Below are 17,109 nucleotides of genomic sequence, written 5' to 3' on the forward strand. Positions count from 1 at the left end.
CTCAGCCGCCCTCCTGTGCCATTCGTCCCGCGTTCATCCCGGATGTTGAGTCAATCATCCACGACCGGGAGCATAGGGCCACCACACGTCCAGGAGGTCCCCGCCGTGACGACCACACCCCAGGCGGTCCGCAGGGCATCCCCGCGCACCCGCCGGAAGACCACCCCGGCCGCACCCGACCCGTCGGCCGGCTTCATGCCGCAGCGGGAACCGGTCCGGCTGCTCGAACCCGACGGGACCCCGCTGCCGGCCCGCGACGACTACCCGGAGCCGCCGGTCGAGACGCTGCGCGAGATGTACCGGCGGATGGTCGTCGGCCGCCGCTTCGACGTGCAGGCCACCGCGCTCACCAAGCAGGGCCGCCTCGCCGTCTACCCGTCCGCGCGTGGCCAGGAGGCATGCCAGATCGGCGGCGTCCTCGCGCTGCGCGACACCGACTGGGTGTTCCCCACGTACCGCGAGTCGATGGCGCTGACCGCCCGTGGCCTCGACCCGGTCGAGGTGCTCACGCTGCTGCGCGGCGACTGGCACTGCGGGTACGACCCCGCCGCCACCCACACCGCGCCGCAGTGCACCCCGCTCGCCACCCAGTGCGTGCACGCCGCCGGGCTGGCCTACGGCGAGTCGTACCAGGGCCGCGACACCGTGGCGCTGGCGTTCATCGGCGACGGCGCCACCAGCGAGGGCGACTTCCACGAGGGCATCAACTTCGCCGCCGTGTTCAAGGCGCCCGTCGTCTACCTCGTGCAGAACAACAAGTACGCGATCAGCGTGCCGCTGTCCCGGCAGACCGCCGCGCCCAGCCTCGCCTACAAGGGTGTCGGCTACGGCGTACCCAGCGAGCAGGTCGACGGCAACGACCCGGTGGCCGTCCTGGCGGTGCTGGAGCGCGCCGTCGCGCACGCCCGCGCCGGCAAGGGCCCCTACCTGGTCGAGGCCCACACGTACCGGATGGAACCGCACACGAACGCCGACGACCAGACCCGCTACCGCGACGCCGACGAGGTCGAGGCGTGGCGCGCCCGCGACCCGATCGCCCGGCTCGAGGCGTACCTGCGGGCCAAGGGCGTCCTCGACGACGCCGCCGTCGCGGCGGTCGCCGAGGAGGCCGAGGAGTACGCCGCGACGCTGCGCCGCCGGATGGACTCCCAGCCGACAGTGGACCCGCTGAGCCTGTTCGACCACGTGTACGCCGAGCCGACGCCGCAACTCGTCGAGCAGCGCGAGATGGTCCGGGCCGAGCTGGCCGCCGACGCGGAGGGGGACGCCTGATGGCCACCATGACCATGGCGAAGGCGCTCAACGCGGCGCTCGCCGACGCGATGCTCGACGACGACCGCGTGCTCGTCTTCGGTGAGGACGTCGGCCAGCTCGGCGGCGTCTTCCGGATCACCGACGGGCTCCAGGCCCGCTTCGGCGACAAGCGCTGCTTCGACACCCCGCTCGCCGAGGCCGGCATCGTCGGGTTCGCCGTCGGCCTCGCCATGTCCGGGCTGCGGCCGGTCGTGGAGATGCAGTTCGACGCGTTCGCGTACCCGGCGTTCGAGCAGATCGCCTCGCACGTGGCGAAACTGCGCAACCGCACCCGCGGCGCGCTGAGCGTGCCGATCGTCATCCGGGTGCCGTACGCCGGTGGCATCGGCGGCGTGGAGCACCACTGCGACTCGTCCGAGGCGTACTACGCGCACACGCCCGGCCTGAAGGTGGTCACGCCCGCGACTGTGGACGACGCGTACTCGCTGCTGCGCGCCGCCATCGACGACCCCGACCCGGTGGTGTTCCTGGAGCCCAAGAAGCTCTACTTCACCAGCGCCGAGGCGGACCTGCCGGCCCGTACCGCACCGATCGGCAGCGCCGTGGTGCGCCGCCCCGGCACCGACGCGACGCTGATCGCGTACGGGCCGGCGGTGCCGGTGGCGCTGGCCGCCGCCGAGGCCGCCCGCGAGGAGGGCTGGGACCTGGAGGTCGTCGACGTCCGCAGCATCGTGCCGTTCGACGACGCCACCGTCACCGCCTCGGTCCGCCGTACCGGCCGGTGCGTGGTGATCCAGGAGGCGCAGGGCTTCGCCGGCGTCGGCGCGGAGATCGCCGCCCGGGTGCAGGAGCGCTGCTTCCACGCGCTGCACGCGCCGGTGCTGCGGGTGTCCGGGCTGGACATCCCGTACCCGGCGCCGATGCTGGAGCACACCCACCTGCCCTCGGTCGACCGGGTGCTGGACGCCGTGGCGCGGCTCCAGTGGGACGACCAGCCCGACACGAGGTGGGTGGCGGCATGACCGAACGCACCGAGCGGAGCGAGGGCCGTGAGGGCATGCCCGGTCAGCACACCATGACCGAACGCACCGAGCGGAGCGAGGGCCGTGAGGGCATGCCCGGCCGGCACACCATGACAGCGGCGATCGGAACCCGGGACTTCCTTCTGCCGGACCTCGGGGAAGGGCTGAGCGAGGCGGAGATCGTCGAGTGGCGGGTCGCCGTCGGCGACGTCGTCACCGTGGACCAGACGGTGGTGGAGGTGGAGACCGCCAAGGCCGTCGTCGACGTGCCGTGCCCGTACGCCGGACGGGTCGTGGCCCTGCACGGCACGGCCGGTGAGGTACGCCCGGTCGGCCAGCCACTCATCACCATCGCCCCGCTCGACGACGCCCCCGACCCGCACGCCACCTACCGTGAGGAGGAGCGGGCCGGGTCCGGCAACGTCCTGATCGGCTACGGCACCGGCCACGGTGGCACGGGCCGGCGGCGGCGCCGTCCGCGGCTGGCGCTGGCCCCCGAGCCCGCCACGCCCGCCTCGACGGGCCCCGCGTCCGGTCCGGCGGCAGGCTCTCCGGTTCCGGCCGGTTCGTCGGTTCCGGCGGGCTCGGTTCCGGCGGGCTTGTCGGCTCCGAACGGCACGGCTGCCTCGGCGGAGCGCTCGGCTGAGCCGGCAACGAACGGCGTGCAGTCGGCGCCGCTGGTCATCTCGCCGATCGTGCGGCGGCTGGCCAAGGAGCACGGCATCGACCTGGCGTCGCTGCGCGGCACCGGGCCGGGCGGCGTGATCCGCCGGGCCGACCTGGACGCCGCCGTGGCCGCCCCCGCTGCTCCGGCGGCCCGGCTGGCCGCGGTGCCGGACGCCCCGGCCGCCCACGTCGGGCTCGCCCCGGCGGGCGACGGGGACACGGTCATCCCGCTCACCGGTATCCGCAAGGTGATCGCCGACAAGCTCTCCCGCAGCCGGCGGGAGATCCCCGAGGTGACCATCTGGGTCGACGTGGACGCGACCGGCCTGCTGGAGACGCGCGCCGCGATAAACGCGGCCAACCCGGACACGCCGGTGAGCATCCTGGCGCTGCTGGCCCGGATCTGCCTCAGCGGCCTGCGGAGGTACCCGCAGCTCAACGCGCACGTCGACACCGAGGGCCAGCGGATCATCCAGTCCGCGGGCGTGCACCTGGGCATCGCCGCGCAGACCGACCGGGGCCTGGTCGTGCCGGTGCTGCGCGACGCACAGCGGCTCACCACCCGGGAGCTGGCCGCCGCGCTCGCCGAGACCACTGCGGCGGCCCGGGCCGGCACGCTGCCGCCGGCGCGGCTGACCGGCGGGACGTTCACGCTCAACAACTACGGCGTGTTCGGCGTGGACGGCTCCACGCCGATCATCAACCACCCGGAGGCGGCGCTGCTCGGCGTCGGCCGGATCGTGGACAAGCCGTGGGTGGTGGACGGGCAGCTCGCCGTCCGCAAGGTGACCCAGATCAGTCTCACGTTCGACCACCGGGTCTGCGACGGTGGCGTGGCCGGCGGCTTCCTGCGCCACGTGGCGGACTGCGTCGAGCAGCCGGCCCTCCTGGTAGCCAACGTCTGACCCGTCCGCCCTCGTCCCCGGCCCCGGCCTCTCCTCACGAGGGGCCGGGGTCGCTCCGTCCTCCGCAGCCTGCCCGCGATCTTGCGCTTGCGGCCCTTGATGTGCCCGATTCGCACCTTTCTCCAGGACCGCAACTGCAAGATCGCGGCGGCGATGCGGGTGGCGTGGGCGATCGCGTCCAGCGCATCTCGTTTTCGTCCGTCGATCATGAGGTTGGCGGGGACAAAACGGACGCCATCCGCCGTCAACTTCATGATCGACGGACCGGGGTAGCTGAGCGGCGGGTGAGGGGGTGGGGAACCGGGCGGAGGGCGCTTAGGGCGCAAGCCGGTACGGGAATTACCTGTCCGGCACGATTCTCCGCAACCGTTTCCGAGCAATTCCGCCGAAGGTGCCACGGCGCGATCCCGGGCCTACAGAATGTGGGCGAGAGGGTTCGGAAATGGGGGGCGAAATATGTTTGCGAGGCGCCGACTGACGCTTTTCGCGATGACCGTCGCAGCCGCGCCGCTGGCGGTCGGCGCGTGCACCGCCGGCCCGAAGTCGGTGGCGAAGCGGGCCGAGGCGGCGCCGCCGTCGGTCTCCGTGACGCCGGCCGACAGTACCCGGGGCGTGCCGATCAGCGCGGAGGTGGGCACGAAGGTGAGCAACGGCAAGGTGACAGCCGTCAAGCTGACCGATGACAAGGGCAACGCGGTGCCGGCCCAGCCGCGGGAGGACGGTTCCGGCTGGGTGCCGGACCGACCGCTCGCCAATTCCCGGACGTACACCGCGGAGGTGACCGCGACCGGCGATTCCGGCAAGACCGCCACGCAGAAGACGACGTTCACGACGATGGCCAAATCCACCAAACCGGCAGTCACCAGCGAATTGTATTTCCGGCCGAATCAGACGTACGGGACGGCGATGCCGGTCGTGCTCGGATTCGACCCGCCGATTCCGAAGGAGGCGCGTGCGGACGTCCAGCGCCGGCTCTTCGTGAAGACCGACCCGCCGCAGCCGGGCACCTGGTCCTGGGTGGCCGACGGCAAGCAGGCCGAGTACCGGGCGCCGGACCGCTGGAAGCCGGGCACGAAGATCAGCGTGCGCAGCGCGCTGGAGGGGCTGCCCATCGGCAAGGAGGCGGTCGGCGATTCCGACCGGGTCGCGAGCGCCAAGGTCGGCCGGCAGGTGACCCTGGACATCGACAACGGGACGAAGCAGATGACCGTCTACGAGGACGGCAAGGCGGTCAAGAAGATCCCGGTCAGCCTCGGCAAGGAGAGCACGCCGACGTCCAGCGGCACCATGGTGATCATGGAGAAGCACGAGCACACCACCTTCGACACCCGGGGCGAGCCGAACGGCGGCTACGTGGTCGACGTGGACGACGCTCAGCGGCTGACCTGGGGTGGTGAGTTCATCCACTCCGCGCCGTGGTCGGAGGGGGAGCAGGGCTACACCAACACCTCGCACGGCTGCACGAACGTCTCGGCCACCGCCGCGGACTGGCTGATGGGCTTCACGCAGGTCGGTGACCTGGTGACGGTCAAGGGCACCGAGGTGAAGCTGGATCAGGGCAACGGCTTCACCGCCTGGAACGTCAGCTGGGACGAGTTCGCCAAGGGCAGCGCGCTGCCCGTACCGGCGGGGCTGAAGCCCACGCAGAGCGCCACGCCGCACCCGGGCGCGGTGGCCGGCGGGTCGTCACCGGCCCCGGCCCCCTCGCGGAGCAACAGCGGCGGCTGAACCTGGGGAGGAACGGCCACGGGGCCGGCCCGCCGTCCGCGCGGGCCGGCCCTGCGTCGTCTCAGTCCAGGCCGACCCGGGCCACCCCGGCCGCGGTCAGGCTGCCCAGCCAGAGGTCGCGGCCGTGCTGCCGCACGCCGGTGACCATCGGGTACGCCCCGCTCGGGCCGTGCAGCGTGCGCAGCACCCGGCCGTCGCCGTCGACCAGCGCGACCAGCCCGTAGCGGCGCGGCTGCGGCTGCACCGCGCCGGGCAGCAGAGCCACGATCTGCCGGACCCGGGGATGCGGCAGCAGCCGTTCCATGGCCCGCAGCCGCGGGCTGGGCAGCGCCACCCAGTAGGTGCCGTCGCCGACGCCGGAGATGTTGTCCGGGTACGCGGGCAGGTCGGTGAGCACAGTGGCCCGCCCGCTGGGCAGGTCGACGCGGAGCAGCCGGTGGGTGGCGGTCTCGGCGAGCATCAGCGCCGACTCGTCCGGGGTGAGCGCGAGCCCGTTGGGGAAGTAGAGCCCGTCCGCGACCACGTCGGTGCGCCCGGTGCGCCTGTCGTACGCGAGTACCCGCCCGTTGGGCCGGTGCTCCAGCAGGTCGCGTTTCCAGTGCGAGAGCGGGAACCGGTCGGACGAGTCGGTGAAGTAGACGGTGCCGTCACGCGCCACCGCCGCGTTGTCGGCCAGGTGCACCGGCGGCGCGGTGCCGGTCAGCTCGTGCACCCGGCCGGCCGGGTCGACGCGCAGCAGCCCCCGGTACGCGTCGCAGACCAGTAACCCGCCGTCGACCGGATCCCGCTCGATGCCCAGCGGCCGTCCGCCGGTCTCGGCCAGCAGGGTCGGCGGCGTGCCGGGCGGGGAGTCGGCCGGCCACCACCAGAGCCGGCCGTCCTCGTCGCCGCTGACCACCCGGCCGTCGCCGTCGACCACGACGTCCTCCGGGCCGTGCCCGCCGGCCGGCAGCGGCAGCAGGTCGGCCCGGTCGAGCCGGGTGTCGGCGGGCGACCAGGGGCCGGTGAGCGGCGGCGGCACCGTCGCCGGCTCGCGGACCGGCCGGATCAGCAGTGGGGCGCGCGGGCGGGGGACGACCATCGGCTCATTGTGGCCCCGCGGCGTCGCGCAGGGCAGTCCCCGGCGGCGTTTCGCCGATTCCCGCGCGGCGTGGCGGCACGGCTGCGGGATGACCCTGAGACGGCTCGGGGTCGGTTCCCGGACACTACCCGGAACCCCCGCCGCGAGGTCCGGAAATGTCGGAGGGCGCGGGTAGGTTTGGCCGCATGGTACACAGCGGTGAGCGCTTCTTCGTGGCGATGGACGTGCACGACCACGTGGTCGAGCTGCGACCGGTCGGCGAGATCGACATCGCCACCGTGACGGCGTTCCGGGCCGCGCTCTGGGCGGCGCCGGCCCGGCCGGTGCTGCGGGTCGACCTGGCCGGTGTCCGGCTGCTCTCCGCCGCCGGCGTCCGCGCGCTGGTCGCCACCCACCTGCGGGTCCGCTCCCGGGGTGGCGAGCTGGTGCTCACCGACCCCGACCCGGTGGTGGCCCGGGTGCTGCGGGTGACCGGCCTGCACCGGGTGCTCCCGGTGCGCTGCACCGACCGCGCCCAGAACCTCCCCGACCGCGCCCAGAACCTCCCCGACCGCGCGCCGGACCTGCCCGGCCGCCCCCGCGAGCTGGTGGCCTGCGCGGCCTGAACAGGCGGCGGCCCGAGCAGAGGCGGGCCGGCGGCCCGAACATGCGCCGGGCCGCCGGCCCGGAAGCCGGCGGCTCGACGGGACGGTGTCGCGCTCAGCGCACGCCGAGCAGGTCCACCACGAAGACGAGCGTCTCGTTCGGCTTGATGACGCCGCCCGCGCCCCGGGCGCCGTAGCCCAGGTGCGGCGGGATGGTGAGCTTGCGCCGGCCGCCGACCTTCATGCCCACGACGCCCTGGTCCCAGCCGGCGATGACCTGGCCGCCGCCGAGCGGGAACTCGAACGTCTCACCCCGGTTCCACGAGGCGTCGAACTCGCGGCCGTTCGAGTGGGCCACGCCCACGTAGTGCACGCTCACCAGCTGGCCCGCGCGGGCCTCCGGGCCGTCGCCGACGGTGATGTCCTCGACGACCAGATCGGCGGGCGGCGCGCCCTCGATCGGGCCGATCTGGGGCTTGTCCATGAGCGGGTCTCCTCGGTGCTGACGGTGTGGTCACCGTCGATCCTGCCGGATCGCGACCGGCCGATACGCGCCGGTCCCCGCACACCGGCGTGGCGGGGACACGAGAAGAGGGCGGGCGCCGCCTGTCGGCGACGCCCGCCCCGGAGCGGGCTGGTTCACTTCAGCCAGGGGAGACGCTGGACCAGGGGGAGCTTCGCCCAGATCCGGCCGAGGCCGAGGGTGTTGCCGGCGCCCACCAGGGCGAGACCGGCCAACAGGCCCGCGTAGATGAGGTGGTCGTCCATGAAGGGGTTGTTCGCCGGGGGCAGCACGGCCGTCCACATCAGGACCAGGAGCAGTCCGCCGGCCACGGCGGCGATCCGGATGCCGATGCCGAGCATCAGCGCGACACCGATGCCGAGCAGGCCGACCATGAACAGGGTGTCCGCCCAGGCCGCGCCGGCGATGTTCCGGTAGAGGTCCGCGAACGGGCCCTCGACCGCGTTGCCCAGGAAGCCCTTGGTCGGGCTGCCGCCGTTGATCCAGGCGTTCTTCGCCGGGGTCTCGTGGCCGAGGCCGAACATCTTGTCGAGGAAGGCCCAGAGGAAGATCCAGCCCAGGGCGAGCCGCAGCCCGGCCCAGACGTACCGGGTGGCCTTCTGGCGGGTGGTCTCGGTGTGCGCCGCCGGAGCGATGGTGGCGGCGGGGGTCCGCTTGACGGCGGGGGTCCGCTCGATTGTCGCGGTCATGGTGTCCACGTCCCTTCCTGTGCCTCGCACCGCGCTTCCCGGTGGCACATTCATTCCACCGCCGCGCGGCGCCCGGGAGCAGGGCCGAGAGGTGCCCTCGTGACCGGGTCCTTGGTCCTGTCCGTACCCGGTCCGGTCGGCCCCTCGCGGCCGGTCCGCCGCCCCTGACCAGGCCGTACGCCGGCGGCCTACCGTCGCAGGTGGAAACCCGGTACGAGGAGGTCGTGATGAGGGCGTGGCAGGTTACCGACGTGATGACCAGGGACGTCGCCACGGTGACGGAGGAGACCCCGTACCGCGAGGTCGTCGACGTGCTGGTGCGGCAGCGGATCAGCGGTGTGCCGGTGGTGGACTCGTTCCGCCGGGTGCTCGGGGTGATCTCCGAGGCGGACCTGCTGCACAAGGTGGAGCGGTCCGGTCACCCGGACGAGCGGCGGGTCTTCGAGGGACGGCGCCGCCGTACCGCGCGGGAGAAGGCGGGCGCGCTCGTCGCCCGGGACCTGATGACCGCGCCCGCGGTCACCACCCACGAGCGGGCGTCGCTCGCGGCGACCGCCCGGCTGATGGACCACGAGGCCGTCAAGCGGCTCCCGGTGCTGGACGACCTGGGCCGGCTCGCCGGCATCGTCACCCGCGGTGACCTGCTGCGCGTGCACCTGCGTACCGACGCGGAGATCCGCGAGGAGGTCGTGCACGAGGTGCTGCGCCGGGTGCTGTCCGTACGCGACGGCCTGGTCACGGTCCAGGTCCGCGGCGGCGAGGTCACCATGGACGGGCGGCTGGACCGGCGCAGCGCCGTCGAGCTGGCGGGCCGTCTCGCCGCGCAGGTCGCGGGCGTGGTCGCGGTGCACAACGCGATCGGGTACGACGTGGACGACACCACGCTGATGGAGCTGGACCCGGTGCACGCCACCCCGGTCGCCTGAGCACCGGCACCCGGGCCTCACCGGTCAGGTGGGGCCCGCGGCGGCGAGCTGGGCGGCCAGCAGCGCCGGGGCCTCGGCCAGCGACGGGCCGTACCAGGTGAGGTGCCGGCCGGACACCAGCGCCGCCGGCACACCGGGGAACGCCTCCGGCCCGTCGTCGGAGGTGAACCGGTACGGCTCGTCGGGCAGCACCACCAGCTCCGCCGCCCGGGCGCGCAGCTCGTCCAGGCTGGGCCGGGGATAGCGTTCCGCGTCCCCGGCCCAGCCGTTGCGCACACCCAGCCGGGCCAGCACGTCCCCGGCGAACGTGTCCCGTCCCAGCACCACCCACGGGCGCCGCCACACCGGCACCACGGCGGTGCGGACGTGTCCCGGCGCGGGCAGCGCGGCCCAGGCGTGGCGGGCCTCCCGCAGCCACCGCGGCTCGGCCGGCACACCGAGCGCGTCGACCAGCTCACCGAGCTGGTCGAGGGCCTCGGGGACGGTACGCGGGAAGGTGACCCGGACCGGCACCCCGGCGGCGCGCAGCGCCTCGGCGTCGGCCAGCCGGTTCTCCTCCTCGTTGAGCAGCACCAGATCCGGCTCGAGCGCGAGCACCCGGTCCAGGTCCGGGTACTTCGTCCCACCGACCCGGGCGACGTCCAGCCCGGCCGGGTGGGTGCACCAGTCGGTCGCGCCGACCAGCACCTCCGGGCGGGTGGCCGCGACCGCCTCGGTCAGCGACGGCACCAGCGAAACCACCCGCACCGCGTCTCCCTCTCCTCGAACCGGACCGGCCGGTCAGCCGGCCGGCGCGGCCACGGCGTCGGCGTTCTCCGGCGGCAGGCCCGCCACCGGCAGGCCCTTGCGTACCGCCCAGTCGACGGCGGCGCGCAGGTCCGCGGTGGGCAGCGGCCGCCGGGTGGTCACCCCGACCGCCGCGTGCACGATGTACGCCATGAACGGGTACGACCGGGCCAGCGCGCCGATCGCGTCGTGCAACCGGCGTACCACCTCCAGCGCGGCCGGTTCGTCGAGCCCGGGCAGGACGAGCTGGAACTCGTTCTCGGTGACGCGCACCGCGCGGTCGACCGGCCGCAGCACGCCGGTGATCGCGGTGAGCACGGCGTGCCCCTCGCGGGCGACGCCGCGCCGGCCGAAGCGTTCCGGTGAGCCGGGCGGCGTCTCCACCCGCAGGCCGACCAGCGCCACCGGCAGCGTGCCGGAGGCGGTCACCCCGTCCGCGCCGGACCACCGGGCCAGGCCTGATTCGTCCAGCATGGTCTCGGCCGGCTCGACCGGCTGGTGGTTCCGGTCGCCGCGGCGGGCCAGCATCCGCAGTGCCGCCTCGGCGCGCGGTTCGCCCGGCCCGGCCGGGATGTCCCGCACCCGGGCGATCGCCTCGTCCAGCGCGGTGCGTGCCGCGGCGGGCAGCCGCTCGGCGAGCTGTTCGCGCAGCCGGATCACCTCGTGCAGCGCCTCGTCGCGGCGGAAACCCCAGCGGCCCTCGAACAGCCGGCCGGCCTCCAGCGTCGGCGCGGGCGCCACCTCGGCCCGGTCGTGCGCGACGAGTGTGGCGCCGAAACGCGGGCTCAGCGCCACCACCGTCCACTCCCGGGCCAGCGCCTCCGCCTCGTCCAGGGTCACGCCGTACGCCCCTTCGGGCAGGTCGGGCGGCGGTCCGCCGACCATCGCCACCACCGTCACGGCGGCGCGGCCGGCGATGCGCCGGTAGACCTCGCGCTCCCGGGCGAAGTACGGCAGCCGCTGGAACAGCGCGAGCACGACGAGCGGGCCGTCCTCGGCCTCGGCGAGCGCGGCGCGTTCGATGGCGTGGGAGACGGCGACGAGACTGCGTTTGGTGAACTGTTCCGGGGTCCGTCCGCTGGGCACGGGCAGAGCCTAGAGGGACGGGCGCGGTAGCGCACCGGGCGGCCGTACCGACTGCGCCGCACCGCCTACACTCGGGCGTCGACCGGACGAGGGGGGATCGGGGCGAGATGACGAGCACAGGCAGCGTGACCGCCTCCTGGCTGCGGCCGGTCCCGCCCGGCGTCGCGCCGTCCCTGGTCCGGGCCGGCCACCTCGGTCACGCCGGCCGGCGGCTCGGTGACCTGGTGCAGGGCCGCCCGCCGGGGGTCACCGGCAGTCAGTGGAGCACCGCCGGGCGGGCCTCGCTCGACCTGGTGGTCTGCGCCGCCGACACCGGGCTGCCGCGCTTCGCGGTGCGGTTCACCGCGCCCGCTCCGGACGGGTCGCCGGCCCGGCGGGAGGAACGACTCACCGACGCGGTCTGCGCCGCCGTCGGCCTGCCGCTGGTGCGCGTCGAGTCGCCGGCGCTGGGCGGCGCGGAGCAGGTCCGCCGGTTCGCCGAGTACGTGCTGGACGCGCGGGCCTACGCCGACGGCACCGACCCGGACGCCGGCGACGCGGTGGGCTTCCGGGACATCATCGGCCGGCTGCCGGACGGCCGGCGTGGACCGGTGAACGACCTCGGCGCGCTGGCCCGGGTCGAGGCGGTCGAGGCGTACGTGGCGGGCCGGATCGCCGACCCGATCGTGCGCGGCCTGCACGTGCGCTGGACCGACGGGCCGGCGGAGGGCTGGGCCTGGGCCGAGGTGCGGCCCGGCCGCTGTCTGCTGGAGCGGGTCCGGCTGACCGCGCGCGGCTTCGCCTGCGGCGTCGACGCGGGGCGGCTCGCCGAGGATCTGGCCGTGGTGGCACTGGGGGAGCGGCTGCGTGACCTCGACGGGGCCGCGCCGTCCCTGCTGGACCGGGACGAGCTTCTCCGGCAGGTCCGCGCGCTCGCCGCGCGGCGGGACTCCTTCGACGGCGGCTTCGCCTTCGACCACCTCTGCGCCGACTGAACCGTCCCCGCCGGCGCGGACGGCGACTTTTCGATTTTTTTCCGATCTCCGGTTGAACCTTCGCCGACGGCGCTCCGTACCTCATCGGGAATGGACGCAGATCTTCCCCGCCGCGCCCGGACGGCGCGGAGACGGTGCGGAAAGGGCATCGTCGGCCATTGACTCGCGACTGAGCGTCGCAGTGATCTCACACCCCGAATTCGTCGGTCCGCCGGGATCACCAGTCAACTACCGGATCGAGAAGGAGAGCAATTCGATGCGCAGGTCCACACGGGCGCGCCGGTCATCCGGTAACGCGCGGAGCAAGCGGATGCTGGCGGTTGTCGGCACGCTCGCGGTCTTCGGCGGCATCGTCGCCGTCACCCAGATCTCGTCCGCCCAGGACCGGCGGACGACCACCCGCGCCGCCTCGGCGTCCTGCGTGCCCGCGAGCCCGGGGGCGACCGCCCCGGACGGCCAGGGCAGCACCACCCGTACCTGGCAGAACGGCCGCTGGGTCCGCAACCACTGGGGTGACGGTCAGATGTCGCCGGCCGAGTGCCAGCAGACCACGGCGGGTGGCGCCGGCGCCGGCGCCCCGACGGTGGCCTGCCCGGACGTCCGTGGCCGGCTGCCGCAGGTGCCCGGCCAGGCCCGTGCCGAGGTGGACCGCACCCTGGCGCTGCTGGAGAGCCAGATCGGCGAGGCGAACCGGCGGCTCGCGGCGGAGGGCCGCAACGGCGGTGAGTTCATGAACAACGCGGTCCTCGGTCCGCTCGCGGACAAGCGGACGGCGGCGCTCAACCGGATCGCCACCGCCATCGGCCGGTTCGCGCAGCGCCCCCAGGGTCTGGACCAGTTCGCCCGGTGCGCGGTGAGCGACACGCCGCAGAGCGGCGGCCAGAACGGTGGCGGTCAGAACGGCGGCGGCCAGAACGGCGGTCAGAACGGCGGCAACAACGGAGGCCAGAACGGCGGGAACAACGGCGGTAACAACGGCGGCGGGAACAACAACGGCGGCAACAACGGCCTGAACGTGCTCGCCAAGGACTGCTCCGGCAGCCGGCTTCAGGGCCACGACGGCTTCCAGAACGGCAATCGGTGCGTGAGCACCGCGTTCGGTGAGGTGGGCGCCGCGGCGAACAACCCGTCGCTGCTGATCACGCAGTTCCCGAACCAGGTGCGGCGCAACCAGCCGTTCACGCTCCGGGTCACCACCAAGAACCTGGTGCGGGACCGCTTCCTCGCCGCCGGTCAGGGCGGCTACTACCTGGAGAGCTCGCTGCTCAACGGACAGGGCCTGGTACGCGGTCACTTCCACACCGCCTGCCGGATGCTCGGCAGCACCCGGCAGCCCCCGAACCCGCAGGACGTGCCGGCGTTCTTCGTCGCCACCGAGGACGGCCGGGGCGGCAACCAGCCGGACGACGTGCTGATCCAGATCCCGGGCCTGGCGCAGTCGGGCGTGGCGCAGTGCGCGGTCTGGGCCGGTGACGGCTCGCACCGCATCCCGATGATGGAGCGGGCGAACCAGACCCCCGCCATCGACGTGGTGCGCATCCGGGTCAACTGAGCGACGCGACGGCCGCGGCCGTCCGGGGGACTCCTCCGGGCGGCCGCGGCCTTTCCGCGTACGGGAACGGTGGGAGACGATCCCGGAGGAAATCTCGTGCCGTGGGTATCCGCCGGACGAAAAGCGCCGTGCGGAGAATGCCGATCGGGCCACGCCGATTTCTCAGCGTGACCCCGGGATGCCCGACGGTGAACCGGTGGCGGTCAGCGGTTCTTGTACGCCTCGACCACCGACACCGGGATGCGCCCGCGCTCGGAAATCTCGAACCCGTTCTTGGCGGCCCATTCCCGGATGGCGCGGTTCTGCTCGCGGTCCATTCCCGAGGTGCTCGGCCGGGTCGTGCGACGGGCGCCGCGGGTGACCTCGGCGGCTCCGCGGCCGATTCGCCTGCCAGCGCTGATGTACGGATCCAGGGCCTTGCGCAGGACGCCCGCGTTCTCGTCGGAGACGTCGATCGTGTACGCCACGCCGTCCAGGCTGAACTCGACGGTCCGATCGGCCTTTCCACCGTCGAGGTCGTCGGTCAGAACGGTGATTACTTTCCTTGCCATCGCCATTGCTCCCTGTGTCGGGCGGGGTGTGGCTAAGAGTTTGACCTACCGCGCGGTAATCCCGCAACAATAGCCGACTGTTTCCATTCGGCGGGTCGCGGTAAACGGTGCCGCCATTGGGCGCGGAGCGCCGGAACGGGGCGCTCGGCGTGGCGTGGGTCACAACCCGGAACAAGGGGCACGTTTTGTTACTTGAGCCAGACACGCTCAACCAACGTGATGGCAGGTGTTCGATGGCAACTCTTCCGGTACTCCCACTGACCGACGCCGTCCTGCTGCCCGGGATGGTCATCCCGGTGACCCTCGACCCGACCACCCAGGCCGCCGTCGACGCGGCCCGCGCCACCGGCGACAAGGAACTCCTTGCCGTACCCCGTATCGACGGCGAGTACGGCTCCGTCGGCGTGGTCGCCACGATCGAGAAGGTGGGCCGGCTGCCCAGCGGCGAACCGGCGGCGGTCGTCCGCGGTCTCACCCGCGCCCGCATCGGCTCCGGCGTGCCCGGTCCCGGCGCCGCGCTCTGGGTCGAGGCGACCACACTCGACGAACCCGCACCGGCGGGCCGCGCCCGGGAACTCGCCCGCGAGTACCGCGCGCTCATGAGCTCGGTGCTGCAACAGCGCGGCGCCTGGCAGGTGATCGACGCGATGGAGCGGATGACCGACCTGTCCGAGCTGGCCGACTCGGCCGGCTACGCGCCCTGGCTCAGCCTGACCCAGAAGACCGAACTGCTCGTCGCGCCGGACGTCACCGCCCGGCTGGAACTGCTCGTCGGCTGGGTGAAGGAACACCTGGCCGAGCAGGAGGTCACCGAGCAGATCAACAGCGACGTCCGCGAGGGGCTGGAGAAGTCCCAGCGGGAGTTCCTGCTCCGCCAGCAGCTCGCCGCGATCCGCAAGGAACTCGGCGAGGACGAGCCGGACGGCTCCGCCGACTACCGCTCCCGGGTGGAGTCCGTCGACCTGCCGGACAAGGTCCGCGAGGCGGCGCTTCGTGAGGTCGGCAAGCTGGAGCGGGCCAGTGACGCCTCGCCCGAGGCGGGCTGGATCCGTACCTGGCTGGACACCGTGCTGGAGATGCCGTGGAGCACGCGTACCCAGGACAACACCGACCTGGCCGCGGCCCGGAACGTGCTCGACGCCGACCACGCCGGCCTGGCCGACGTGAAGGACCGCATCCTGGAGTACCTCGCGGTGCGCAACCGGCGCGCGGAGCGCAACCTCGGCGTCGTCGGCGGACGCGGCTCCGGCGCGGTGCTGGCCCTGGCCGGCCCGCCCGGTGTCGGCAAGACCAGCCTCGGCGAGTCGGTCGCCCGGGCGCTGGGCCGCAACTTCGTCCGCGTCTCCCTCGGCGGTGTCCGGGACGAGGCGGAGATCCGCGGCCACCGGCGCACCTACGTCGGCGCGCTGCCCGGCCGGATCGTGCGGGCGCTGCGCGAGGCCGGCTCGATGAACCCGGTCGTGCTGCTCGACGAGGTCGACAAGCTGGCCGCCGGCTACTCCGGCGACCCGGCGGCGGCCCTGCTCGAGGTGCTCGACCCGGCGCAGAACCACACGTTCCGCGACCACTACCTGGAGGTCGACCTCGACCTGTCCGACGTGCTGTTCCTCGCCACCGCCAACGTGGTCGAGGCGATCCCGGGCCCGCTGCTGGACCGGATGGAGCTGGTCGCGCTGGACGGCTACACCGAGGACGAGAAGGTCGCCATCGCCCGGGACCACCTGCTGCCCCGGCAGCGGGAGCGGGCCGGGCTGACCGGCGAGGAGGTGAGCGTCGCCGACGAGGCGCTGGCGCTGATCGCGGGCGAGTACACCCGGGAGGCCGGCGTCCGGCAGCTCGAACGAGCCCTGGCGAAGATCCTGCGCAAGGTGGCCGTCGCGCTCGCCACGGACCCCGCGCCGGTGCACGTGGACGCCGGCAACCTGGCCCGATACCTGGGCCGGCCGAAGTTCACCCCGGAGTCGGCCGAACGCACCGCCGTGCCCGGCGTGGCGACCGGCCTGGCTGTCACCGGCGCCGGTGGCGACGTGCTGTTCATCGAGGCCACCACGATGGAGGGTGAGCCGGGACTGACGCTGACCGGCCAGCTCGGCGACGTGATGAAGGAGTCCGCGCACATCGCGTGGTCGTACCTGCGGTCCAACGGACGGCGCTACGGCCTGGACCCGAACGCGCTGGCCGGACGGCGGATCCACCTGCACGTCCCGGCGGGCGCGGTGCCGAAGGACGGCCCGAGCGCCGGCATCACCATGGTGACCGCGCTGGCCTCACTGGTGACCGGGCGGCCGGTGCGGCCCGAGTTCGGGATGACCGGCGAGGTGACGCTCTCCGGCCGGGTGCTGCCGATCGGCGGGGTGAAGCAGAAGCTGCTCGCCGCCCACCGGGCCGGTCTCACCGAGGTGATCATCCCGAAGCGCAACGAGCCGGACCTGGACGACCTGCCGGCCGAGGTGCGGGAGGCGCTGACCGTGCACACCCTGTCCGACGTGGCGGACGTGCTCGCGCTGGCGCTGCGCCCGGCCGAGATCGAGGCGGGAACGCTCGCCGCGGCCTGAGCGGGGGCGGGGGTCCGGTGACGGCCGGACCCCCGCTCCACGGCGCGACCGGATGGTCCGTCCGGCACCCCGGCCGGCCGGAGCGTCGACAGCCGTTCCCGGCCCGGCATACTGGCCGGCGTGCGGCCAGGACCGACGGACGCCGCACGGAGAGGGCTGGTCAGGTGGCGCGCAGAGCAACTGACGGGGATCCGCCGGGAAGCGGAACTCCGGACCTCGGCGATCTT

The 17,109-nt window shown here is 73.7% G+C and carries 15 protein-coding genes; 9 read left to right on the plus strand and 6 right to left on the minus strand.

The genetic code is table 11. The annotated features are described in order from the left end of the window. Window positions 1–72 precede the first annotated feature (72 nt). From pdhA to SM452_RS06885, 4 genes are all read left to right on the plus strand, one after another. Entirely contained in the window at window positions 73–1,272 is a 1,200-nt protein-coding gene (pdhA, locus tag SM452_RS06870) for a pyruvate dehydrogenase (acetyl-transferring) E1 component subunit alpha (RefSeq protein WP_355511961.1), read from the plus strand. Then, window positions 1,272–2,276, plus strand: a complete 1,005-nt coding sequence (locus SM452_RS06875; RefSeq protein WP_262011708.1) for an alpha-ketoacid dehydrogenase subunit beta — start codon at window positions 1,272–1,274, stop codon at window positions 2,274–2,276. Before pdhA ends, SM452_RS06875 begins: the two co-directional genes overlap by 1 nt. A gap of 110 nt (window positions 2,277–2,386) precedes the next feature. Continuing rightward, window positions 2,387–3,847, plus strand: coding sequence for a dihydrolipoamide acetyltransferase family protein (locus SM452_RS06880; protein ID WP_463839720.1), 1,461 nt, complete (start codon window positions 2,387–2,389; stop codon window positions 3,845–3,847). A 456-nt stretch (window positions 3,848–4,303) separates the two neighbouring features. Further along, window positions 4,304–5,575, plus strand: coding sequence for a L,D-transpeptidase (locus SM452_RS06885; RefSeq protein ID WP_262011707.1), 1,272 nt, complete (start codon window positions 4,304–4,306; stop codon window positions 5,573–5,575). 61 nt (window positions 5,576–5,636) lie between these two features. On the opposite strand, the gene SM452_RS06890 is transcribed toward SM452_RS06885, so the two are convergent. Next, window positions 5,637–6,656, minus strand: coding sequence for an SMP-30/gluconolactonase/LRE family protein (locus tag SM452_RS06890; RefSeq protein WP_463839526.1), 1,020 nt, complete (start codon window positions 6,654–6,656; stop codon window positions 5,637–5,639). Window positions 6,657–6,841: 185 nt separating this feature from the next. Here SM452_RS06890 and SM452_RS06895 point away from each other — a divergent pair, with 185 nt between their 5' ends. Then, the gene (locus SM452_RS06895) at window positions 6,842–7,261 is read left to right on the plus strand and encodes an STAS domain-containing protein (protein ID WP_355511944.1); all 420 of its coding nucleotides are present in this window, start codon (window positions 6,842–6,844) and stop codon (window positions 7,259–7,261) included. A 94-nt stretch (window positions 7,262–7,355) separates the two neighbouring features. On the opposite strand, the gene SM452_RS06900 is transcribed toward SM452_RS06895, so the two are convergent. Beyond that, window positions 7,356–7,724 (minus strand): FKBP-type peptidyl-prolyl cis-trans isomerase, encoded by a 369-nt coding sequence (locus SM452_RS06900; RefSeq protein WP_013286592.1) that lies wholly within the window; start codon window positions 7,722–7,724, stop codon window positions 7,356–7,358. A 155-nt stretch (window positions 7,725–7,879) separates the two neighbouring features. Further along, a complete protein-coding gene (locus SM452_RS06905) occupies window positions 7,880–8,461 on the minus strand; it encodes a hypothetical protein (RefSeq protein WP_402806684.1) in 582 nt (193 codons plus the stop codon). A gap of 218 nt (window positions 8,462–8,679) precedes the next feature. On the opposite strand from SM452_RS06905, the gene SM452_RS06910 reads away from it, so the two are divergent. Beyond that, the gene (locus SM452_RS06910) at window positions 8,680–9,378 is read left to right on the plus strand and encodes a CBS domain-containing protein (protein ID WP_262011703.1); all 699 of its coding nucleotides are present in this window, start codon (window positions 8,680–8,682) and stop codon (window positions 9,376–9,378) included. Window positions 9,379–9,402: 24 nt separating this feature from the next. Here the strand turns inward: SM452_RS06910 and SM452_RS06915 are convergent, their stop codons facing one another. Both SM452_RS06915 and SM452_RS06920 read right to left on the minus strand, forming a co-directional pair. Further along, window positions 9,403–10,125, minus strand: a complete 723-nt coding sequence (locus SM452_RS06915) for a helical backbone metal receptor (protein WP_355511943.1) — start codon at window positions 10,123–10,125, stop codon at window positions 9,403–9,405. Window positions 10,126–10,158: 33 nt separating this feature from the next. Then, a complete protein-coding gene (locus SM452_RS06920; protein WP_463839527.1) occupies window positions 10,159–11,250 on the minus strand; it encodes a DICT sensory domain-containing protein in 1,092 nt (363 codons plus the stop codon). 107 nt (window positions 11,251–11,357) lie between these two features. Here SM452_RS06920 and SM452_RS06925 point away from each other — a divergent pair, with 107 nt between their 5' ends. Both SM452_RS06925 and SM452_RS06930 read left to right on the plus strand, forming a co-directional pair. After that, window positions 11,358–12,224 carry a PDDEXK family nuclease gene (locus SM452_RS06925; protein ID WP_262011700.1) on the plus strand — a complete coding sequence of 289 codons (867 nt, stop codon included), beginning with the start codon at window positions 11,358–11,360 and terminating at the stop codon, window positions 12,222–12,224. A gap of 310 nt (window positions 12,225–12,534) precedes the next feature. Continuing rightward, entirely contained in the window at window positions 12,535–13,776 is a 1,242-nt protein-coding gene (locus tag SM452_RS06930) for a hypothetical protein (RefSeq protein WP_463839528.1), read from the plus strand. A 203-nt stretch (window positions 13,777–13,979) separates the two neighbouring features. Here the strand turns inward: SM452_RS06930 and SM452_RS06935 are convergent, their stop codons facing one another. After that, window positions 13,980–14,327 (minus strand): histone-like nucleoid-structuring protein Lsr2, encoded by a 348-nt coding sequence (locus tag SM452_RS06935; protein WP_262011993.1) that lies wholly within the window; start codon window positions 14,325–14,327, stop codon window positions 13,980–13,982. A 233-nt stretch (window positions 14,328–14,560) separates the two neighbouring features. On the opposite strand from SM452_RS06935, the gene lon reads away from it, so the two are divergent. Next, window positions 14,561–16,882 (plus strand): endopeptidase La, encoded by a 2,322-nt coding sequence (gene lon / locus SM452_RS06940; protein WP_463839529.1) that lies wholly within the window; start codon window positions 14,561–14,563, stop codon window positions 16,880–16,882. The last annotated feature ends 227 nt before the right edge of the window (window positions 16,883–17,109 follow it).

The organism is Micromonospora sp. SYSU B005 (genome assembly GCF_055362685.1).